The organism is Nocardia sp. NPDC047654 (assembly GCF_043205035.1).
Classification (GTDB): domain Bacteria; phylum Actinomycetota; class Actinomycetes; order Mycobacteriales; family Mycobacteriaceae; genus Nocardia.
The window spans coordinates 356915-379301 of the sequence record NZ_JBIDDF010000002.1 but is presented as its reverse complement, the minus strand read 5'-3'; the positions used below and the strand labels follow the sequence as shown (position 1 = coordinate 379301).

Annotated in this window: 17 protein-coding genes; 8 read left to right on the top strand and 9 right to left on the bottom strand. The window is 67.5% G+C overall.

The window, feature by feature from the left end:
• Nucleotides 1-141 precede the first annotated feature (141 nt).
• The 8 genes from ACGF7Y_RS10130 to ACGF7Y_RS10095 all read left to right on the top strand — a co-directional run bounded on the left by ACGF7Y_RS10130 (nucleotide 142) and on the right by ACGF7Y_RS10095 (nucleotide 12599).
• The gene (locus tag ACGF7Y_RS10130; protein WP_357041030.1) at nucleotides 142-687 is read left to right on the top strand and encodes an NUDIX hydrolase; all 546 of its coding nucleotides are present in this window, start codon (nucleotides 142-144) and stop codon (nucleotides 685-687) included.
• Nucleotides 684-3257, top strand: a complete 2574-nt coding sequence (locus ACGF7Y_RS10125) for a DUF6049 family protein (RefSeq protein WP_393231651.1) — start codon at nucleotides 684-686, stop codon at nucleotides 3255-3257. Before ACGF7Y_RS10130 ends, ACGF7Y_RS10125 begins: the two co-directional genes overlap by 4 nt.
• Before the next feature lie 226 nt (nucleotides 3258-3483).
• Complete coding sequence (locus tag ACGF7Y_RS10120; RefSeq protein WP_393231648.1) at nucleotides 3484-7953, top strand: lipid II flippase MurJ; 4470 nt, start codon at nucleotides 3484-3486, stop codon at nucleotides 7951-7953.
• A gap of 306 nt (nucleotides 7954-8259) precedes the next feature.
• Complete coding sequence (gene sigM / locus ACGF7Y_RS10115) at nucleotides 8260-8841, top strand: RNA polymerase sigma factor SigM (RefSeq protein ID WP_393233106.1); 582 nt, start codon at nucleotides 8260-8262, stop codon at nucleotides 8839-8841.
• Between the two features lie 102 nt (nucleotides 8842-8943).
• Nucleotides 8944-9732, top strand: a complete 789-nt coding sequence (locus ACGF7Y_RS10110; RefSeq protein ID WP_393231646.1) for a hypothetical protein — start codon at nucleotides 8944-8946, stop codon at nucleotides 9730-9732.
• A gap of 109 nt (nucleotides 9733-9841) precedes the next feature.
• Nucleotides 9842-10858 (top strand): thioredoxin-disulfide reductase, encoded by a 1017-nt coding sequence (gene trxB, locus ACGF7Y_RS10105; RefSeq protein WP_393231643.1) that lies wholly within the window; start codon nucleotides 9842-9844, stop codon nucleotides 10856-10858.
• A gap of 54 nt (nucleotides 10859-10912) precedes the next feature.
• Nucleotides 10913-11245, top strand: coding sequence for a thioredoxin (gene trxA, locus ACGF7Y_RS10100; RefSeq protein ID WP_040871372.1), 333 nt, complete (start codon nucleotides 10913-10915; stop codon nucleotides 11243-11245).
• A 160-nt stretch (nucleotides 11246-11405) separates the two neighbouring features.
• A complete protein-coding gene (locus ACGF7Y_RS10095) occupies nucleotides 11406-12599 on the top strand; it encodes a peptidoglycan-binding protein (RefSeq protein WP_393231640.1) in 1194 nt (397 codons plus the stop codon).
• A gap of 67 nt (nucleotides 12600-12666) precedes the next feature.
• Here ACGF7Y_RS10095 and ACGF7Y_RS10090 read toward each other — a convergent pair whose 3' ends face one another.
• The 9 genes from ACGF7Y_RS10090 to rpmH all read right to left on the bottom strand — a co-directional run bounded on the left by ACGF7Y_RS10090 (nucleotide 12667) and on the right by rpmH (nucleotide 22301).
• A complete protein-coding gene (locus ACGF7Y_RS10090; protein WP_393233103.1) occupies nucleotides 12667-13386 on the bottom strand; it encodes a GNAT family N-acetyltransferase in 720 nt (239 codons plus the stop codon).
• A gap of 251 nt (nucleotides 13387-13637) precedes the next feature.
• Entirely contained in the window at nucleotides 13638-14651 is a 1014-nt protein-coding gene (locus tag ACGF7Y_RS10085) for a ParB/RepB/Spo0J family partition protein (protein ID WP_393231637.1), read from the bottom strand.
• Between the two features lie 70 nt (nucleotides 14652-14721).
• Nucleotides 14722-15675, bottom strand: coding sequence for a ParA family protein (locus ACGF7Y_RS10080; protein WP_040871376.1), 954 nt, complete (start codon nucleotides 15673-15675; stop codon nucleotides 14722-14724).
• 2950 nt (nucleotides 15676-18625) lie between these two features.
• Nucleotides 18626-19417 (bottom strand): 16S rRNA (guanine(527)-N(7))-methyltransferase RsmG, encoded by a 792-nt coding sequence (rsmG, locus tag ACGF7Y_RS10075; protein WP_357041010.1) that lies wholly within the window; start codon nucleotides 19415-19417, stop codon nucleotides 18626-18628.
• A gap of 141 nt (nucleotides 19418-19558) precedes the next feature.
• Nucleotides 19559-20065, bottom strand: a complete 507-nt coding sequence (locus ACGF7Y_RS10070) for a protein jag (protein ID WP_051175727.1) — start codon at nucleotides 20063-20065, stop codon at nucleotides 19559-19561.
• Nucleotides 20066-20222: 157 nt separating this feature from the next.
• Nucleotides 20223-21305 carry a membrane protein insertase YidC gene (yidC, locus tag ACGF7Y_RS10065; RefSeq protein ID WP_393231633.1) on the bottom strand — a complete coding sequence of 361 codons (1083 nt, stop codon included), beginning with the start codon at nucleotides 21303-21305 and terminating at the stop codon, nucleotides 20223-20225.
• A 4-nt stretch (nucleotides 21306-21309) separates the two neighbouring features.
• A complete protein-coding gene (gene yidD / locus ACGF7Y_RS10060) occupies nucleotides 21310-21708 on the bottom strand; it encodes a membrane protein insertion efficiency factor YidD (protein WP_393231630.1) in 399 nt (132 codons plus the stop codon).
• Nucleotides 21705-22136, bottom strand: a complete 432-nt coding sequence (gene rnpA / locus ACGF7Y_RS10055) for a ribonuclease P protein component (RefSeq protein ID WP_357041003.1) — start codon at nucleotides 22134-22136, stop codon at nucleotides 21705-21707. Before rnpA ends, yidD begins: the two co-directional genes overlap by 4 nt.
• A gap of 21 nt (nucleotides 22137-22157) precedes the next feature.
• Nucleotides 22158-22301 (bottom strand): 50S ribosomal protein L34, encoded by a 144-nt coding sequence (gene rpmH, locus ACGF7Y_RS10050; RefSeq protein WP_006550910.1) that lies wholly within the window; start codon nucleotides 22299-22301, stop codon nucleotides 22158-22160.
• Nucleotides 22302-22387 lie beyond the last annotated feature (86 nt).

Here is a 22387-nt window from a genome sequence, read left to right as displayed (position 1 = left end):
CGTTCGCGGCCCGGCTCGCGTTTGCGCGGCCGTCGCGTAGGCGACGAAGGAGCAAGCGGCGGTCGCGCAGACGCGAGCCATAAGGGGGCCGCGAACACGCCGCGCGGAGGCGCGGCCAATCCAACACAGTAGGATTGCCAGGTGTCTCCGGCCGATCGTGCGAACAGTCGACGCCGCCAGCCTCGGCGCCGCGGTTCGGCCGCCAATGCCGCCAATGCCGCCAAGCCGCGGATGCGTACGGTGCGGGAGACCTCGGCGGGCGGACTCGTCGTCGACGGCTTGGACGGCCCTCGGGAGTCGCGCAGTGCGGCACTCATCGGACGCACCGATCGCCGCGGGCGGTTATTGTGGTCGCTGCCGAAGGGACATATCGAAGAAGGTGAGACCGCCGAGCAGACCGCGATCCGCGAGGTCGCCGAGGAGACCGGCATCAACGGTGTCGTGGTCGCCGAACTCGGCAGCATCGATTACTGGTTCGTGACCGATGGTCGGCGGGTACACAAAACGGTGCATCATTATCTGCTGCGTTCGGTCGGTGGTGAACTGTCCGACGCCGACGTGGAAGTGACCCAGGTCGCCTGGGTCCCGTTGAGTGAATTGGATTCTCGGCTGGCCTACGCCGACGAGCGGCGGCTGGCGGAGATGGCGAACAAGCTGATCGACCGGATGGAGACCGGCAAGCGATGACGCGTGGACTGTTCCGGATCTTCGTGGCGGTCCTGACCATCATCGGCCCGGTGACGACGCTGCCACTGCTCGATTCCGCCTCGGCCGCAGCGCAACCTACGGGGTCCGGCACCTCGACGAATCCCAAATTCCTGAAGCTGTCTCTCGACTCGGTGACGCCGACCACGGTGACCACCGGCAGCGATTCGGTGCTGACGGTCTCGGGCACGGTCACGAACATCGGCGACCGTGTGGTGGACGACGTCAGCATCCGCGTCCAGCGGGCGGCGGCGATCACCGCGCCTGCCGGGTTGCGTGCCACGCTGCGCCTCGACGAGGTCAACTACGACGTGAACGGCGACTTCGAGGATGTCGCGCAGCGGTTGAATCCGGGGCAGCGCAAGCAGTTCACGCTGAGCATCCCGTTGCGGTCCGAGAACGGCGCCACGTCGCTGGGCATCACGGAACCGGGCGTCTACCCGCTGTTGTTGAACGTGAACGGCGAACCCGCCTACGGCACGCAGGCCAGGCTCGACGACGCCAGGTTCCTGCTCCCGGTGCTCGGCGTGCCGCCCGTCGCGGGTGAAGAGGCCCCATCGGTGACCGCGCCCACCCACGCTCCGGTGGCGACGACGCTGCTGTGGCCGCTGGCCGACCGGCCCAGGCAGGTCGGGGGTCATCCGGGCAGCGTGGACGGCAAGGTGGAGCTCACCGACGACGAATTGGCCGCTTCGCTCGGCAAGGGTGGACGTCTCGATCAACTGCTCGCCGCGCTGGAGGGGACGTTGAGCCCCGGCGCGGGCCGCAACGCCGACCTGGCTTCGGCCGTGTGCCTTGCCGTCGACCCCGACCTGCTGCTCACGGTGCGCGCGATGACCAGGGGTTACCGCGTGCTGGCCAGCCCGTCCGATCCGGACGGCGCGACCAGGGCGGGCGCGGGCGCCGAACAAGCCCAGACCTGGCTGGACCGGCTGCGCGCGCTGGCCGGATCGATGTGCACCGTGGCGCTGCCGTTCGCGCAGGTCGATCTCACCGCGCTGGCCGCGGTCAACGATCCGGCGCTGTCCGCGCGCGCGGTCAGCGAACCGGCCGAGATCATCGATTCGATCCTTTCCACCCGGTCGGTGCGCGGGGTCGGCCTGCCGGATTCCGGCAGCATCGACGAAGGCGCGGGCCGGCTGTTGCGCAGCCATGGTTTCAGCACCGCAGTGCTCGCCTCGACGGCGGCGGTTCCGCAGGACAGCGTGGACTGGGCGCAGTCGAGCAGTGCGAGCCACCAGACCACGGCCGGTGCGAGCGAGGCCGGAGCCACCGCGGACCCGGTCAGCCCCGAAGTGGTGCGGTTGCCCGAGATCACCGCGATACAGCCCACCGCACCGGTACCAGCACCGCAGGTCACGGGCAGTCCGGCGCCGCCGGCCGCGGGTTCACCCGCTCCCGCCGCCGACCCGGCACTGCACGCGGTGACTTTCGACATCTGGTCCGCGACGGCGCTCGCCGCGGTGGGCTCCAATCCGCCCACCCCGCCCTTCACTCCGTCCCGGGTCCGCTACGACGTCACCAACGACTCGCGTGCGGCCCGCCTGCAGGACGCTCTCGGGGCGATCTCGTGGAGCGCGCTGCACCCGGAGGCGAGCCGTTCGCTGTTGCTGGTCCCGCCACAACAGTGGGGTGCCAACCGGGACGAGGCGACCGCGCTGCTGCGTCAGGTCGACCAGCTGCTGCGCGGCAATCTCGCCACCGCGCGTCCGTTCCACGATCTGGTGGCGTTGCCGCCGGACCCGCAGCCCTACGCGCTGGACTATCTGTCGCAGGCCGCGCAGGACGCGGTGCCGGACCGGTTCCTGCCGCCCGCGCGCGAGCAGAGCCGTCGAATCACCGAGATGATGCGCGCGCTGGTGGACGTGCCGGAGGCCGAACCGACGCCGCACGACTTCCTGACGCCGCTGCGCGACGATCTGCTGCGGGTGCTCAGCCTCTCCGATCGGCGTGCCGACGATGCGGCGCCGCCGGATACATTCGCCCAGCGGCGGCTGGACCAGAACACACGGACGATGGACAAGCTCTACCGCTCGGTCACCGTGCTACCGCCGGGAGGGGTGTACACGCTCGCGTCCGAGCAGAGCCCACTGCTGCTGGTCGCGCGCAACGACCTGCCGGTGGCCATCCGGGTGAGATTCCGGATCGAGGCGCCGGCCGAGACGAAGATCACCGATCCCGGCGAACAGCAACTCCCGGCGAACGGGTCGCGCTCCTTCCAGGTCCCGACCGAGGTGAGCGACAGCCGCAACCTGGTCATTCCGATCTCGCTCACCACGCCGGAGGGCGTCGCGCTCGGCAATCCCACCCAGGTCTCGGTGCGTTCGAATGCCTACGGCAAGGCGTTGGCGATAATTACCGGATGCGCCGCACTCCTGCTGCTCCTGCTGGCCGGTCGCCGCTTGTGGCGCCGGTTCCGCGGACAGCCGGATCCGGCCGACGAGGGTTTCGATCCGGGCACCAGGCGCCGGGTCAACCGCTATCGGCGTGCGCGCCTGCGCGTGCTGCGGGCGCAGGAACAAGAGCAGGAGCAGTTGCAGGAGACGCGGTGAGCGATCCCGCTTCGATCGGGTTACGAAAACCGCTGCTACCTGCATTGATGTGGTGCGGTGCGGTGTCGTGTGGCACGGTGGAGGACAATCACGGTGTTCCCCAGCCGGTCCGGCCCGGACGGGGGCCACTGACAGAATGTTCGCCGACCACGGCGAAACTTTGCGGCGAGCCGCGGCTCACCGCACCGATGGGGGTGCGGATATCCCGGCTGGTACAGGAGGCATGATGAGCGACGATGACATATCGGCTCATCGCCCTCGACCAAGCGACCGGTTCGACGGGCCGCCGGTGCGCCGAGCGCCGGTCGCGCCGTGGGAACGCGGCCCGGCTCCGGCCGAATCCGACCATCCGGACGTGAACGGCGGCCCATACAACGACGAACAGGCACCGCTGGTGCCGCGGATCAGTCGTCCTCCGGCCGCACCGCAGCCGCGGCCGGGTCAGCGCATGCCGCCACCGCCACCGCCCGGCGCGCAGCCGAGGCCGCCCGTGCCGCCACCGCCGCGCCCCGGCCCGGTGCCCAACCCGAACCCACGGCAGTATCCCGCTCCGCCGCCACCGGCCGGGCCCGGTCAACCGCGACCGCTTCCGCCCGGTCCGGCTCGCCCGGGACCCGCGCCTTCCGGCCCTCCCGGCGGCGCTCCTCGGCAGGCGCCACCACGCGTGCCGCAGTCCGGCGCGATTCCGGCCGTGCCGCCTCCGCCTCGGTCCGGCGCCATCCCTGCGGTGCCGCGTCCGCCTCGGTCCGGCGCCATCCCTGCGGTGCCCCGGCCCCCGCAGTCGGGTCCGATCCCCGCCACGCCGCGTCCGCCCCGCTCCGGGCCGATCCCGGTCGCCACGCCGGAGTCCGACCGCGTGCCGCCGCCGCGCTACGCCCCGCCGCAGCCACAGCAGTTCCCACCACCGCCGCGGCAACGGCCGGCCGGCCCGGTCCGGCACGACCCCGCCGAACCGGATCGCCCGCGGACCAGGGAGTGGCCCGCGGCCACCGACACCGCGGAGCCGCCGAAGGCGGACGAATCGAAGCAGAGCGCGAACTCCCGGCTGCTCAGCGACTCGGGATCGATCGCGTTCGCGACGCTGATCAGCAGGATCACCGGATTCGGCAAGCAACTGATGCTGCTGACGGTGCTCGGCCCGGCCATCGCCAGCGCGTTCACCGTCGCCAGCCAGATTCCGAACATGATCGCGGAACTGGTGCTCGGCGCCGTGCTCACCGCCATCGTGGTGCCCACGCTGGTGCGCGCGGAGCAGGAGGATCCGGATCGTGGTGCGGCGTTCGTCCGGCGCCTGGTTACCGCGGCTTTCGTGGTCCTGGCCACCGCGGCGCTGTTGGCGACGGCCGCGGCGCCGGTGCTGACCACCCATGTCTTCCTGTCCGACGACGGCAAGGTCAACACCGCGCTCACCACCGCGCTGGCGTTCCTGCTGTTGCCCGCGATCCTGTTCTACGGCATGTCGGCGCTGCTCACCGCGATCCTGAACACCCGGCAGATGTTCAAGCCCGGCGCATGGGCGCCGGTGCTGAACAACGTGGTCGTGCTCACGGTGCTCGGCTTGTACGTCCTGATGCCAGGCGAGATCACGCTGGATCCGGTCCGCATGAGCGATCCGAAGCTGCTGGTGCTCGGCGTCGGCGTCACGGTCGGCGTGGTGGTGCAGGCGGTCAGCCTCCTTCCGGCCATCCGCAGGGCGGGCATCGACCTGCGCCCGCTGTGGGGGGTCGACGCTCGCCTGAAGCAGTTCGGCGGCATGGGTGCGGCGATCATCCTGTACGTGCTGATCAGCCAGGCGGGCTTCGTGTTCGCCACGCGGATCTCGTCGCATGCCGACGCGGCGGGCCCGGCCATCTACAACAACGCGTGGCTGCTGCTGCAATTGCCGTACGGCGTCCTCGGTGTCACGGTGCTCACCGCGATCATGCCGCGGCTGAGCCGCAACGCCGCCGCCGACGACACGCCCGCGGTGGTCGACGATCTCTCCGCCGCCACCCGGTTGACCATGATCGCGCTGGTCCCCGTGGTCACCTTCCTCACGCTGGCCGGTCCCCAGGTCGGGCAAGCGCTCTACGGCTACGGCAACTTCGGTTCCGACGCCGAACGCCTCGGCCTCGCGGTCAGCTGGTCGGCGTTCGCGCTGATCCCGTACTCGCTGGTGCTGATCCACCTGCGGGTGTTCTACGCCAGGGAGCAGGCGTGGATTCCGACCTGGATCATCCTCGGCATCACCGCCGCCAAGATCGTCTTCTCCGCGCTGGCCCCGGTGGTCACCGACGCCGAGCACGTGGTGATCGCGCTCGGCGTCGCGAACGGCCTCGGGTTCACGGTCGGCGCCGTCGTGGGTGGTTGGCTGCTGCACCGCAGCCTCGGTGATCTCCGGATGGCCAATGTCGGCCGCACAGTGACCCGTGTCGTGCTTGCGTCACTCGCGGGCGGCGCGGTGATGTGGATCGTGGATCGGGTACTCGGCCTGGATCGACTGACCGCGTCCTTCCACGGCCCTGGCTCGCTGATCCGGGTGGCGATCACGGCGGTCGTCATGTTCGCGGTGGCCTTCGGCCTGATGCGACTCGCCGGAATCCCGGAGATCGTGGCCATCACCGTGGCCATCTCCCGGCGGCTCGGCTGGACCCCGCCCGCGCCGGATCTCGACCTGGAGAGCCCGGTCGAAGATCCGTATGTCACGCAGGTGCTCCGCAGGCCCGACCCCTACTTGGCGTACCCGCGGTTCGATCCGTACATGGACGCCCAGACCATGGTGCTGCCGGTAATCAGAGCCGATGCCGTTGACCGCACCGGCATGGGTGAGTTCCCGTACCCTGTTCGGCAGAGAAGCACAAGTGGCGAATTCGCCGGAACCTCGACATATCAGGGCGAAGGAGGACCGAGGGTGAGCGACGACGCGGTGGGCGGCGTCCCGGCCGCCGATTCTTCTGCGACCACGCCCGGCGGACTGTCCACCGATGTACCGCCGACCGCGGGGGAGCCGTTGGATCCCGCGTACGCGAACAAGGAGCCGGGTACGGCTCCGCCGGAACAGGACGCGGCGAGACCGCAGGAGAATCAGCTGCCGCCAAGGGATCCGATGTACGACACCGGGATGATCCCGGTCGGCTCGCCGGAGATGCCGCCGATGGGCGGCGAGAACTTGGGTGCACGGCGGATTCCGCGCGGCCCCAAGCTCATTCCGGGCGCTTCGGTGGCAGGCGGGCGTTACCGTCTGCTGGCGGGCCACGGCGGCGCCCGCGGCTTGAAATTCTGGCAGGCGCTGGATATCAAACTCGATCGCGAGGTCGCGCTGACCTTCGTCGACGCCGACCAGAAGGCGACGGAGAACTCCGGGCAGGACGGTCCTCAGGCGATCCTGTCCCGGACGCTGCGCCTCGGCCGGATCAACTCGCCGGGCCTCGCCCGCGTTCTGGACGTCGTGCGCGGCAGCTCCGGCGGCATCGTGGTGGCGGAGTGGACGCCGGGTCGCTCGCTGCGCGAGATGGCCGAGACGGTGCCGTCGCCGATCGGCGCGGCGCGGGCCATCCGCGCCCTCGCCTCGGCGGCCGAGCTGGCTCACCGCGGTGGTGGCTCGCTGTCCATCGATCATCCCGACCGGGTGCGCATCAGCGCCTCGGGTGATGCGGTGCTCGCCTTCCCCGGCACCCTCTCCGACTCCGACGCGCAGTCCGACGTGCGCGGTCTCGGCGCGATGCTGTACGCGCTGATCACCGCCCGCTGGCCGATCCGCTCGGGCGGTGTCAGCGGATCCGCGGCGACCGTCGGCGGACTCCGATTCGCCGACTTCGGCCCGGACGGCACTCCGGTGGAGCCGCGCCAGATCCGTCCCGAGGTGCCGTTCGAGATCTCCGCGGTCGCCGTGCGCTCGCTGGAGTCGAACAAGGGCGTGCGGACGGCGGCGACGGTCCAGCATGTGCTGGAACAGGCGTCGGTGGTCGATCAGAAGACCGATTTCATTCCGGTGCTCCGGCTCGGCCAGCGCGCGCCCGCGAACATGGACGACTCGCTCGCCGATCCCGAACTGCTCGCGGCCGAACGCGAGCGCTCGCAGCGGATGATGTGGATCATGGTCGGCCTCGGCATCCTCGCCGCGCTGGTGGTCGGCGTCGTCATCTGGTGGATGGTCAGCTTCTTCGCGCCGAGCGCCTCGGACGCACCGCTGAACGAACAGCGCAATATCGGCCTGACCACGAACAACCAGCCGGTTCCGACGCCGGCGGCCGCGGGCCCGAACCTCACGTCGACCGGTGTGCCGGTTCCGGTGACCGGGGTCTCGGTGTTCTCCCCGGAGGGCACCGCCGACGGCGTGGCCAACGTCCAGGCGGTGCTGGACAACGATCCGGGCACACAGTGGCGCACCGATCAGTACTTCCAGCAGTTCCCGGCGCTCAAGAAGGGGGTCGGGCTGCTGGCCACGCTGCCCGCCCCCGCCAAGCTCACGAATGTCTCGATCAACTCGGCCAGCGCGGGCACGTCGGTGGAGATCCGCACCTCGCCCACCGGCTCGCCGACGCTGGATCAGACCCAGCTGATCGGTTCCGCCCGGCTGGACAACGGCGTCACCGACATCCCGGTGCGCGCCGACCAAGCCGCACGCTACGTTCTCGTCTGGATCACCGGACTGGGGAATTCCGGAGGACAGTTCCAGACGGCTATCGCCGACATCCGTTTCGACGCCGCGCCCTAGCCGGGCTCCGCTTCTGCCGCACATTCCTTCGTGCGGGCCACTCGTCGCGCGACGTTGATCGTCGCGTGTTCCGCCGTACTCCGGTCGCTCATTTGGTTGCTGCCAAAACGTTACGGACGATATGATCTTGGAGCGCTCTCAGCAGGGGAGTTTCCAGGACGGGCGTTTCGATCATTTCGGTCCTGGATGCTGCGAGATCTCGGTGATGGTCAACCATGCCCGTTGCCGCCGTGAGAGCCGTCCAAGGGGTTGGCATTGTCGTCCGAAGTGAACGAGGAGCTGGGCAGGGGGGCGTCGCGGCCGGTGATGTGTCACGAGCGTTCCCTCGTGCTCGGTGAGTGCACCGATGTGGAGTTGTTGCAGGCGCATGTGAGTGGTCGGCGGCATGCGTTCGCCGAGTTGCTGCGCAGGCATAACGATCATCTGTGGCAGACGGCGTTGCGCACCTCGTATACGCGTGAGGACGCTGCTGATTCGTTGCAGGATGCGTTGTTGTCGGCGCATCGCACGGCGGGGGCGTTTCGTGCGGAGTCCCAGGTGCGTAGTTGGTTGCATGCGATCGTGGTGAACGCGTGCCTGGATCGTATTCGCCGCAACAAGACCAGGCGCGCGCTGTCGTTGTCGCCGGAGTCGATGCCCGAGCCGAGGGATGAGCGCGATGAGATGGCGGCGGTGGAGATGTCGATGGTCATCGATCGTGCGTTGTTCTCGTTGCCGCCGGAGCAGCGGACGGCGTTGGTCGCGGTGGATGTGGAGGGGTATAGCGTGGCCGAGGCGGCCGCGTTGCTGGGTGTACCGGAGGGAACGATCAAAAGCAGGTGCGCTCGCGGGCGACAGCGGTTGAAACAGCAATTGGATTATCTGCGTGATCCGGGGAACCGGAGGTAGTTGGGATGCGTCATTAATAGTGGCGAACCACTGAACGATTCAGAGGCAGGTCCCGTCGGCGAGGGGATCCCCGCGATGTCAGATGCGAACAACGGAGGTGCGATGGCTACCCGGTCCGTGCCGCAGCCCCCGTTCACGCCCGAATTGCTGGCCGACCTTCATGCCGACAATGTGACATCGGCGCAGCGCGAGCAGCTGTGGCCCGCGGTCTCGCGCGACCCGGAGGCAGTGCGGCACCTGGACGCGTTGGACGAGGTCACCACCGCGTTGCGTGCTCTCGGCCGGGATGAGCACATCGTCCATTCGATGCCGGAGGACGTGGCGGCCCGGCTCGCTCTGTTCATCGATGAACTGGAACCGCCCGAGGAGACTCCTGCCGAGAACGCCGCGGTTCACGAGCTTTCCCCCGCCCGGACGCGCGAATCCGCTGCGGCAGCAGAGGTTTCCGGAACCGCGCCGGTGGTTCTCGATGAGCATCGGCGCGGCAGATCCCGCTGGCTCGCGGCGGCGGCCGCGGCGATCGTCACGGTGGCGGGCGCCGGTGCCTGGTTCTCGACGTCCTTCGACGGCGATGCCCCCGCGCCCACGGCACAACCGACACCAGGGAACGACGACTGGGGTGACGATCTCACCGCCACCACGGCCCTCAGCGCGCTCGGCAGGCACACCGTCACCGGATCGCTGGCGGGCCCGGAAGCGCTCGAACGTTGTGTCCGGGCGAACGGTCTCGACCGCACGGTGCTCGGGTCGACCGACATCAGATTCCAGGGCGGCAACGCGGTGCTCATCCTGCTCAACGGCCCGCAACCGCCCAAGATCACCGCGCTGGTGGTCGGCACCGGCTGCGGCACCGGCGATCCACAGCGCAAGGCATTGCAGGACATCGGCTGACCTTGCGATCTGCGCCACGCACACGGGTGTGACCCGGACAAGCCGGGAACAACAGCCATTACCCTGTTGTTGACCGACACGTCCGATCGAATTTTCCCGGAAGGGCCCCATGAGCGAGCGTAGCGAGCAAAGAAACGACACCGGCACGCCAGTTCGCGACCTGATCATCATCGGCTCCGGACCCGCCGGTTACACGGCCGCCGTCTACGCGGGCCGTGCCGAGCTCCAACCGCTGCAGTTCGAGGGGACCCAGTTCGGCGGCGCGCTGATGACCACCACCGAAGTCGAGAACTTCCCCGGCTTCCGCGGCGGCATCATGGGCCCTGATCTCATGGAGGAGATGCGCGAACAGGCCAAGCGGTTCGGCGCGGATATCCGCACCGAGGACGTGGATGCCGTCGACTTGACCGGCCCGATCAAGAAGGTCGTCGTCGGCGGGGAGACCTTCGAGGCCTACGCCGTCATCCTCGCCATGGGCTCGGCCGCACGCTACCTGAACGTTCCGGGGGAACAGCGCTTGCTCGGGCGCGGTGTCAGCGCCTGCGCCACCTGCGACGGTTTCTTCTTCAAGGGCCAGGACATCGTGGTGGTCGGCGGCGGCGATTCCGCGATGGAAGAGGCGACCTTCCTCACCAAGTTCGCCGCCAGCGTCACCATCGTGCACCGCCGCGAGGAGTTCCGCGCCTCCCGCATCATGCTGGAGCGGGCGAAGGCGAACGAGAAGATCAAGTTCGCGCTCAACGCCGAAGTGGTCGAGGTGCATGGTGAGACCAGCGTCACCCACCTGACCCTGCGCGACACCAGGACCGGCGAGACCTCCGAACTGGCCGCCACCGGCCTGTTCGTCGCGATCGGCCACGACCCGCGCAGCGAACTCGTCAAGGGCCAGGTCGCCTTGGACGACGAAGGCTATGTACTGGTGCAGCACCCGACCACCGCCACCGAGGTCCCCGGCGTCTTCGCCGCCGGCGATCTCGTCGACCACACCTACCGCCAGGCGATCACCGCCGCGGGCACGGGCTGCCGGGCGGCCATCGACGCCGAGCGCTGGTTGGCCGACCAGGGCGACATCACCTCGAACACCCTCGCCCACGCGGGTGAGTCGGTAACCGTCTCCGCCAACTGAGCTCGCGCGAACGAGCAACACCTTTCATCTCGCTGTATCGCAAGGAGAAGACCCATGCCCGAGTCCGCCAACACGGTCACCGTCACCGACGCGTCCTTCGCCGACGACGTGCTGTTGAGTGAGAAGCCCGTCCTCGTCGATTTCTGGGCGGACTGGTGCGGACCGTGCAAGATGGTCGCGCCCGTCCTGGAGGAGATCGCGGCCGCGTACGCGGACAAGCTGACCGTCGCGAAGGTGGACGTGGATGCCAACCCGAGCACCGCCCGCGATTATCAGATCCTCTCGCTGCCAACTATGATGCTGTTCCGCGGCGGTAAGCCGGTCAAGCAGATCGTCGGGGCGAAGGGCAAAGCGGCTCTTCTGCGCGAACTCGAAGACGTCATCTGACGGCGCGATCCAACGACGCGCCGTACGATGCCTGGACCCGGGGATTGTCGAAACCCGGTCCGGGTCTGAGACAATCGACCGACGTTCCGGTCGTGCGAAGGTGTATCCCATCGCATGAGTGGGTACCCGCGGGTTTGACGGAAGGAAAGGGCTCTCACGCATGCACCGACTTCGTCACGGCGATTCCGGTCCAGCCGTAGCAGAGGTTCGGAGCACCCTGGCAAGCCTTGGGTTCCTACACACGCATATCGCTACCGACCACGCGGACACACGCGAGTACTGGAAGGACACCGAGGTCTCCTTCGACCACCAGCTCGACTCCGCGGTTCGCGCATTCCAGCAGCATCGCGGCTTGCTCGTCGACGGCGTGGTCGGCCCGGCCACCTACCGGGCACTGAAGGAAGCGTCCTACCGGCTCGGCGCGCGCACGCTGATCTACCAGTTGTCCGCGCCGCTGTACGGCGACGACGTGGCCACGCTTCAGCGCAGGCTGCAGGACCTCGGCTTTTACGTGCACCGCGTCGACGGCTACTTCGGTCCGCACACCCATGACGCGTTGACCGCTTTCCAGCGGGAGATCGGGCTGTCCGCGGACGGCATCTGCGGTCCCGACACCCTGCGCTCGCTGGATCTGCTCGGCGCCAGGGTGACCGGAGGCAATCCGCACCGGATCGCCGAGGAAGAGGTGGTGCACCGGGCGGGGCCCCAGCTGACGGGCAAGCGGATCGTCATCGATCCGGGTCTCGGCGGTCCCGACAAGGGTTGCGCCGTGCCCTCCGAATACGGCGAGGTCTACGAGTCGGAAATCCTCTGGGACCTGGCCAGCCGTCTGGAAGGGCGGATGGCGGCCACGGGCATGGAGACCTTCTTGTCGCGTCCGTGGGGCGCCAACCCCACCGACGCCGAACGCGCGGACACGTCCAACGCCTTCGACGCCGACTTGATGATTTCGCTGCGCTGTGCCACCAACCCGAGCCCGCTGGCCAACGGTGTGGCCGGGTTCTACTTCGGCAACTCGCACGGCTCGGTGTCCATGATCGGGCAGGTGCTGGCCGGGTTCATCCAGCGGGAGGTCGTCGCCCGAACCTCTCTGCAGGACTGCCGAACCCATGCGCGAACCTGGGATCTCTTGCGTCTCACCAAGATGCCCACCGTGCAGGTCGACATCGGTTATCTGACCAACGAATACGATGCCTCGGTGCTCACCAACCCGCGTATGCGCGACGTGATCGCCGAAGCCATCTTGATCTCGGTGAAGCGGCTGTACCTGCTCGGGCAGGACGACCAGCCGACCGGTACCTACACGTTCGCTGAGCTGCTGGCCGAAGAACTGGCCGCCGCGGACCGTATGTAGCCTCGGCTTTCTCGCAACGAAACGCCCCCTGCCTTCCGACTCGGCAGGGGGCGTTTCTGCGTTTGCGTCAGCGCGCCCCGATACGGGTCGGCGCGGTCATCGATGCCGCCGCGAGCAGCTGATCCAGCGCCCGTTCGACGTCTTCCTTCCAGCCGTGGTCGGAGTCGAGTTCCAACCGCAAGCGGGGGAATCGGTGATGCTGGGCCACGACCTCGAAGCCGACATCCTCCAAGAAGTCGGCGTCGATCATGCAGCTCTCGGGCGAGCACTCGGTCGTCGCACCCGCCCCCTTGATCGGTGCGCCGATCCGCTCGAGCAATGTCATCGAGCCGGATCGCTCCGCGAGTGCCTGCGTCGCCGGGTCGGTACGGATGCCGAACGCTTCCAGAGCGCGCACGCCACGGCGCACCAGATCGGCTACCACGGCCTGGACCAGGCGATGGGCTACATCGACACCCTGATACGGGAATTCGGCCCGCAGCGTGGTCAGCAGGACCGCGTCCGGGCTCACGGGGGAGGTGGGGAAGAGCGCGGCCCGAGGTACCACCCTCGGCGGTGCGTAGAAGGCACAGCCGGCGACGCTGCCGTCGACGTTCGCCACCTGTCCGCACGAACCCCACTCCAGCATGACCGTGGACAGCCAGGCTTCCTTCTCGAACACCGGATCGCTGAAATTGCGCGAGTCCTCCGCCACCGCGGGGTCCATCTCCCAGAAGACACAGCGCCGCGCATGCGCGGGAAGCTTTTCCAGTCCGCCGAGGGTTAGTGCTGTGACGCTGGTCGACACCGCTCTGCTCAGCCTCCAGCTGTCCGATTCATCCACGCTCACGTCGCATCAAAGTTTGCTCGCCAGCAAGAATAAGCGATCAAGGGGAACCCGCCTCATTCCATGTCGCTGTGCTGTTGGTCAAAAGAACTTGTGTTGCTTCGCCGGGAGCGACGCGCGCTCCACGACCGCGCGAAACCCTGCCGTCACAGTGACGTTTCGGCCGGGAACTCGCACCTATCGAAACCACAAGTTTAATTTCGTCACTTCTGTCACACCTGGGGCGCGCTCTGCTCCATCAGGGCGACGATCCTTTCGAGGTCTTCGACCGACCCGAACTCGACGACGATCTTGCCTTTGCGCTTGCCCATACTCACGAGGACCCGGGTGTCGAAGGAGCCGGACAGCCGATCGGCCACGGCTTGTAGGCCCGGCATCTCGATCGGCTTGCGACGGACGACGGGAGAGGGCGCGGCCGCGTCCTGCTCTCGGTTCGCCAGCATGACAGCTTCCTCGGTGGCCCGGACCGAGAGTCCCTCGGCGACGATTCGGGCGGCGAGCACCTCTTGAGCGTCCGCACCCGCTTCGAGACCGAGCAGTGCTCGCGCGTGCCCGGCGGACAGTACGCCCGCCGCGACCCGGCGCTGCACCGGGATCGGCAACTTCAGTAGACGGATCATATTCGTCACGACCGGTCGAGAGCGGCCGATTCGCGCAGCCAATTCCTCGTGGGTGACGTCGAATTCCTCCAGCAGCTGCTGGTAGGCCGCCGCCTCTTCGAGCGGGTTCAGCTGCACCCGGTGGATGTTCTCCAGCAGGGCGTCGCGCAACATCGACTCGTCCGCGGTCTCCCGGACGATCGCGGGAATGGCGGCCAGGCCCGCTTCCTGGCACGCTCGCCAGCGCCGCTCGCCCATGACCAGCTGATAGCGGTCCACACCCGGCTCGGTCCGGCGCACCACGATCGGCTGCATCAGACCGAATTCGCGGATCGAATGCACCAGCTCGGCTAGGGCGTCTTCTTCGAAGACCGTGCGCGGCTGCTTCGGATTCGGCTCGATCTGGTCCGGCGGGATCTCCCGGTAGATGGCTCCGCCGGCCTCGAGTTCGGCGTTGTCGGCCGGATCCGGTACCCGATGCAGATAGGTGGAAGGGGGCTGCGGCCCGACCGGATCCAAGCCGATGACACTCGCAGCGGCGCTGCTGAGGCCCGGAGAGGCCGTCGGTGTCGTCGGAATCAACGCGGCGAGACCGCGCCCGAGCCCACCCTTCTTCGCCTGACTCATCGGTCTACCGACCCCTTCCTCGTTCCGCCACCAAACCGGACTGTGCCGGGCGGCGACCCGGCCCGCCGAGTCACTCCGCCGACTTCGTCGCGGCGACGCGCGGGACCGCGCGGGCCGCCATCTCGCGTCCGGCATCCAGGTAGCTCATCGCGCCCCGGGAGCCTGGATCATAATCGAGCACCGTCATGCCGTAACCCGGCGCCTCCGACACCTTCACGCTGCGTGGGATCACCGACCGCAGCACAACATCGCCGAAGTGCCCGCGGACCTCCTCGGCGACCTGGTCGGCCAACTTGGTGCGACCGTCGTACATCGTGAGGATCACGGTCGACACGTGGAGCTCCGGATTCAGGTGCGCCTGCACCAGTCCGATATTGCGGAGCAACTGACCGACGCCCTCCAGCGCGTAGTACTCGCACTGGATCGGGATCAGCACCTCCTTCGCCGCGACGAGCGCGTTCACCGTCAGCAGACCCAAGGAAGGCGGGCAGTCGATCATCACGTAATCAATGTCGTAACCGGCGATGTTCGCCTCTTGGATCGCGGCTTTCAGCCGACCCTCCCTGGCCACCATCGACACGAGTTCGATCTCGGCGCCCGCCAGATCGATGGTCGCGGGGATGCACAGGAGACGCTCGCTGTGCGGGCTCGTCTGGATCGCGTCCCTCACCGAGACCTCGCCGATGAGCAACTCGTAGCTGGAGGGAACGCCCGAATGGTGCTCGATGCCCAGGGCGGTGCTGGCGTTGCCCTGTGGGTCGAGATCGATCACGAGAACCGTCATCCCCTGATGCGCCAGGGCAGCCGCCAGATTCACGGTGGTGGTCGTCTTCCCGACCCCGCCCTTCTGATTGGCGATCGTGATGATGCGTTGCTCGTGCGGTTTCGGCACAGTCACCTTTCCTGGATGGAGGACCTGACTTGCACGTTGCGCTTCGGCAGCGATCGGGGTCTCACTGGGGGAGATGTGCCCGAACGGCGTATTTCCGAATGCCTCCGCGTCGAAATTGCTGGAGTCCAGCATCCCCGGCACGCGCGACGTTGTTTCCCGTGAAACATTCGCCGGACCGCTCGACATAGACAGCTCCTAACCCGAGAAACTTCAGAACACGTACGCGCGATAGGACAGATCGGCGCCGTGCCAGCAACAGCCTTTGTCGGATCGAACACGATGCACAACCGGGTCCGCGGCGCCCGATCGACCGAGCGGAGCTCCTCGCCGCTGTGACAACCAGATCCCTCCGTGGCACCTACGCTCACGCCCGACGGACACTAGCTTGCCAGCACTGAGCGGTTTAAGAAAGCTGAATCGCGGCGAGGCGCAAAGCGACACGCAAATCCGCACGAATTCACTCCGCCACGCGCGCTGTTTCACATGAAACATTGGCCGCGAACCAGGGGGCGGGACGGTTCGACCTCACGTGGCGGACCCAGCATCGAAGACCGGACAGCTGGGTCGCAGCGACGGTTTGGCCGACCTGCTTCCGGCCGCCTCGACGAGCGTCCTCCGTCCAGGGATGCTTCTTCGTTCCATGGGATGGGCTCGCCTGGCCACGAAGGGGCGGACGACGAGGCGATGGACGTTGCAGCGGCCGATGGCGATCACGGACAGGGGATTCCACCATGCCTTGGGAGTGCATCGGCGTCGGGTGCCTGGATCGCACTCGCGTCATGCCAGGGCTGCTGAGCGGAAGCGGTCGAGGTTCCATTGCGCGCCGCACTGAGCCATCGGCGTTCCGCTTGGGATGCGGCAGCGATCGAGTGTGGCAGAGGCGGAGAAGCGCTCCGCCGGGAAAGCTGGAGCATACGCAACCGCATCGCCAATGGAAGATCGGCCGCTGGCGACCTGAGTTGAGGGGAAGTATCAGCCACTCGGTTCAGCCCTCTGCTCATCACCGCACACGATGTTTCACGTGAATCATCGTGTGCCGCAATCTCCAAGCTTGCGCACGCAGCGCCCGCAGATGGCCCACCGCTCGCGACTCGGTGCACTGGTCGCCCCACCGGCAGACAACCATTCTCCAGCGTGGGCGTTGGCTCAGGGGAGGGGGAGTCACCTCGGGGCCCACCGCCTGTCCATTGCGGGAGAGCGCAAGAACTGGGCGTGCGGACGAGCGGTGGACACGGAAGCCGAAGACTTGCTTATCGCGGGCACAGCCGCATCATGCCCGTGTTGTATACCCACCCCACTGCCCCTCCAAATTCACCGCCCCTCCGGTCTTTCGCGCCTTTCGTTCGTGCGTGCCCTTCACTCGTGCGTGCTCTTCACCTTCTGCGATCTCCGCTCATGCGCGCTCTCGGTTCTCGCGCTCTCCCACCCTTCCTCGCGCTCAGTTCTTCCTCGCGTCCGCTCGTCCGTGCGCTCGGCTCTTCCGTGTCCACCGTTCGTCCGCGCGCCCGGTTCTCGCGCGCTCCTCGGCTCGTCCGCGACCTCCGCTCGTCCGCGACCTCCGCTCGTCCGCGACCTCCGCTCGTCCGCGCCCTCTGCTCGTCCGCGCGCTCGACTCCTCCGTGTCACCGCTCGTCCGTGCGCTCCGCTCGTCCGCGCCCTCGACTCCTCCGTATCACCGCTCGTCCGAGCGCTCAGTTCTCGCGTCTCCGCCCTTCCGCGCGCTCAGTTCTCGCGCACCCCGGCTCTTCCGTACCCACCGCTCGTCCGCGCCCTCGGTTCTCGCGCTCTTCCGCCCTTCCGCGCTCTCCGCCCTCCGCTCGTCCGCGCCTTCCGCTCGTCCGCGCCCCCTCGGCTCTCGTGCCCACCACGTCCGCGTCTCCACCCTTCCGTGCCTCCGCCTCCGTCTGTGCCCTCCGTCATTCCGTGCACATCTACTGCGTTGGCGCGCCTTGCTCCTTTTCTTTTCGTACGCCACACCTTGCGCGCTCAACTCTTCTGCGCGGTTCACCAATCTGCGCCCCTCGAGAATGCGCCCCGCTATCGCTATTCGCGCACTCCTCTCATCTGCGCAGCCGCACATCCACTCTGCGCGCACTCACCTTCGCCTCTGCGCACTCCCCTCACCGCTCCGCATGTGCGTCGTTGGCGCGAACCAAGTCGGGGACGCAATTGGAATGGCCCCGGGCGTAGAACACTCGACCGTTTCTGCTCCGCAACCCGGCATGACGCGAGGGCGCTATCCAAATACTCAACGGACTGGCTTGGCCTGCCGCGCCGCGAGGCACACGTAGTCACGCTCGGCTAACGTCCGTCTGCAAGAGGACACCGAAGGCTCGTTCGCACAGCGCTCCTAGAAGCGGCAGATCTTCTGCCGCACCGCGATCTTCAGAGATGCAGAGGACTCCATTAACCGTCGCGCGGTGGATGATCGCACCGGCTCCCGCCCGTGCCCGCCCCTCCTGCCGAAGATGGTCCTTCCGACCTCACCCGGCCGCGAGCGGCGGCTACAACGCATGACACGTCGTGGCCCAACAAGAAGCCGACTGATTCACGTGAAACATTGGGATGCTCAAGCGTGCTGGCTACGAACCGCGTGTTCTGGCTCGGATCCACGTGAAACATACGGAGGCGGCAGCCCTTCGACTTGACGTCGCCCAACCAGTGAAGCGACCTCGCCACTGCCTCGAATGGATCCTCCTCGGGAGTCGGGCGCCGCCAAACGTCGCGGTCCTGTTGTCGCCTCCCTCGGGGTGAACGGGCTGGTGTCCCTTTGCCAGCAACGTGTCCGACGGACGCGAGGCACTGACGTTGGATGCGAACAGTCCACAGCCCCTGCGGATCCGCCGCGTCGAAATCGACGCGGACAACGCGCGAATGCGGGGGCGCGCCTGCCTGATACGGATCTACAGCCGGGCGACTCGGCACGCCTGGATGATGTTTTCGCGCGGCCGATGGCGATCGCGGTGGGATTCCGGGGTAGCGAACATATCCGCTTGCCCGTGTTCGACTTTCATCATTTCGTCAGAGTGACGAAATGCGCCCACGTCCCAGGTCGGGCATGGAACCTTCGGCATCGAAGCTTCTACTTGGCCTTGCGCGCTGCACGCTTGCGCCCGCGCTCCTTCGCCGCCGTCCGCCCTGCTTTACCTTCGCGTTCGACCGCGCGTTCGGCCCGTCGCAGGGAACTGCGCTCGGCGCGGGGGAGCCGCTCGGCGCTGATCACCATTGTCGGCGTGGCCACCAGGCCGACACCGCATTGCAGCACGACCGCATTGCCGGCTCCGGCTTTCGCCAGCGCGGCGCCATCACGTTCCAGTTCTTCTGCTGCGCTGGAACCTTTGAGTGCGAGCATGTGCCCGTGGTCGCGTAGGAGGGGGAGTGACCACTGAGCGAGTTTGCCGAGCGGGGCTACCGCACGAGAGGTGACAACGTCCGCGCCACCGGCTTCTTTCATCACACCGGACTGCTCGGCCCGTCCTCGCACCACGGTTACATCCAAGTCCACCGATTCGATGAACTCGCTCAGGAACACGGTTCGGCGCAGCAATGGTTCGACCAGGGTGATCCGCAGGTCCGGCCGCGCGATCGCAAGCGGGATACCGGGCAAGCCGGCGCCACTGCCGATGTCGACCACGGACGCTCCCTCAGCGATCAACTCTCCGAGGACTGCACAGTTGAGGATGTGGCGATCCCAGAGGCGGGGCACCTCGCGTGGGCCGATCAAGCCGCGCTCCACGCCCGCGGTCGCGAGCGCTGTGCAATATCGACGCGCGAGATCGAGTCGGTCGCCGAAGACGGTGGCCGCCGACGCGGGTGGCTCCAGCTCCGCGGGTACCGCGGCGGCTCCACCGAGATCTCGTTCCACGTGAAACATCCTTCCGAACTCGGGTCGATCTACGAGCGAGCAATCGGGCTCCGGACACGAACAAGGCCCCCGATCCGAAGACCAGAGGCCCTATCCAACCACTACCCGTGCGGGCCGCGAAACATGCCGCCCGCTTGGAGATGCCGTGGGTCAGCCGGGAACGACCACCACGTGCCGGTTCGGCTCCACGCCTTCACTCTCGCTGCTGACGCCCTCCACGGCGGCCACCGCGTCGTGCACGATCTTGCGCTCGAACGGCGTCATGGGTGCGAGCGACTCCGGCTCGCCGGAGTCCAGCACTCGCTGCGCCGCCGCCGCTCCGAGCTCGCTCAGTTCGGACCGCCGTTTGGCCCGCCACCCTGCTACGTCCAGCATCAGTCGGCTGCGCACGCCGGTCGCCTGCTGGACGGCGAGACGAGTCAGCTCCTGCAACGCGTCGAGCACCTCGCCGTTGCGTCCGACGAGCTTCGTCAGATCACGTCCGCCGTCGATGCTCACCACCGCGCGGTCGCCTTCCACGTCGAGATCGATGTCGCCGTCGAAGTCCAGTACGTCGAGCAACTGCTCGAGGTAGTCGCCGGCGATCTCGCCTTCCTCGATGAGCGCTTCCTCGGCATCGGTCACGACATCGCCGGTGTCCGCCTCGGCGTTCGCCATCGTCGTCGCCACGGTGGCATCCCCTCCGTCGGTCTCAACAGTCATTTGATTTCCTTCATCTGCTCATCGCGCGCGCCGGGCAATCGCCGCCGGGCGGTATTCGCGATCAAGGGTTGCTCAGCGGTCGAGGTGGGCGGGTCAGCCCACCGATCGGTCGTCAGCGCTTGCGCTTCTGATTCGCCCTACCCCGGTTGCCCGGCCGTTTCTGGCCGGCCGGTCGGCGTTGAGCCGCGGCCTGCTTCGACGGCTTCGCGGTGCCATTCGTCGATGCGACAGCAGTGTCCTCGTCCGACCCGGCATCGGCCGCGGCGGCGGATGCCGGCTTCTTCTTCACGTTGACCGGTTTGGCGCCGGGCTTCGGCGCGTTCTGCGCGCGCTGCTCCAGTTTCGCCTGCTTCTTGGCTTCTTCTTCTTTCGCCATGCGACCGAACACGAGGTGCTGCTGCCCGTAGGTCCAGATGTTGTTGGAGACCCAGTACAGCAGGATGGCGATGGGCAGGAACGGGCCACCGACGAGCACGCCGAGGGGGAACACCCACAGCGCGAGCTTGTTCATCATCGCGGCCTGCGGGTTGGCCGCGGCTTCCGGCGTCTGCCGTGCCACCGACGCGCGGGCGTTGAAGTGGGTTGCCAGACCCGCGATGACCATCAGGGGAATTGCGACGAGCGCGATGCTCAGCTTGCTCGGTACGCCGCCGTAGCTGGCGAATGCCTGCAGTTCGTTGACGGGTGTGGTGATGAACGCCGAGATCGGCGCGCCGAAGATACGGGCGCTCAGGAAGGACTGGACATCGGTTGCACTGAAGACGTAGTTCGCGGTGTTCGCGTTCTGCTCCGGCGTCATCCCGAGCTGACCGAGGCCGTGGCCGGTCCTGTTGAACGAGCGAAGCACGTGGAAGAGTCCGAGGAACACCGGGACCTGAGCGAGGATAGGCAGGCAACCCATCAGCGGGTTGAAACCATTGTCCTTCTGCAGCTTCTGCATCTCGACCGCCATCTTCTGGCGATCGTTCTTGTATTTCTTCTGCAGCTCTTTGATCTGCGGCTGCAGTTCCTGCATCTGCTTGGTGGTGCGCACCTGCTTGACGAACGGCTTGTAGAGCACCAGGCGCAAGGTGAACACCAGGAACACTACGGCCAGCGCCCAGGTGAGACCGTTGTCCGCGCCGAACGCGAACCCGAAGACCCGATGCCAGAACCAGAGGATCCAGGACACCGGGTAATAAATGAAGTCGAGCACGGCTCTATGCACTCCCGTCGTTCGTGTCGCCGATCACCGCGTGCGGCGATCCTTTACAAGCGTTCGGCTCCGACCGCGGTTCGGCGGGCAGGCTCGGTTCCTGCGTCGCCGCGTCGGTCGCTGACCCGTCCGCCGGCTCGGCGCAGGATGTGCTCCGCTTCCGCTCCGGGACGGGGTCCCACCCACCAGGGTGCCAGGGCGCGCATTTGGCCAAGCGCACGACCGTCAGTCCGAGCCCGATGAACAGGCCCCGAGTGCGCAGTGCGGTAACCGCGTACGCGCTACAGGTCGGGGTGAAACGGCACACCGGCATGCGGGTGGGGGAGACGTAGGTCCGATACAGCTCGATCGAAAAGATCAGCACGTTCACGGGCAGTCTGGCGATCTTCGCCCAAAGGCTCATGCCCGGCCGCCCGTCGACACGCCCGTCTCGGCGGCGAGGCCGAGCTTGCGCAGCGCGGTGCGTACCTGGCGCAGCAGGTCCTCCGACGAAGCCGTCGCGGCGCCCGGAAGCGCACGGATCACGACATCGGTCCCTGGCGGCAGTTCGTCGACCACCTGGGCGCACATATGACGCAGGCGGCGGGCAACGCGATGTCGAATCACCGCGTTGCCCACCGCCTTGCTGACGATCAACCCGAACCGCGGCCCGCCTACGCGGACCAGCAGGTCGTCCGGGACCTGATCATGTCGTCCATTCGCGCCCACAACTCCGTCATACCCGTGTGCGAGCGCATGCACGACCAGATCACGCCTCCCGATTCGCTGGCCGCGGCGCACCGTCCGGGAGAAGTCGGCACGATGATGCAACCGATACGGCTCAGGCAACACCCGAGCGTCCGAGAGCGAAGATCAGGCAGTGAGGGAGGCGCGGCCCTTACGGCGACGCGCCGAGACGATGGCGCGACCCGCACGGGTGCGCATCCGGAGGCGGAAGCCGTGAACCCGCGCCCGACGACGGTTGTTCGGCTGGAACGTCCGCTTGCCCTTGGCCACGGTCAACACTCCTCGAGTAGGCGGGCACCAGGTGGTGCCCGAAGCTTGTCGGTGATACGTATATTGCGCGAATGAATCGCAGGTCT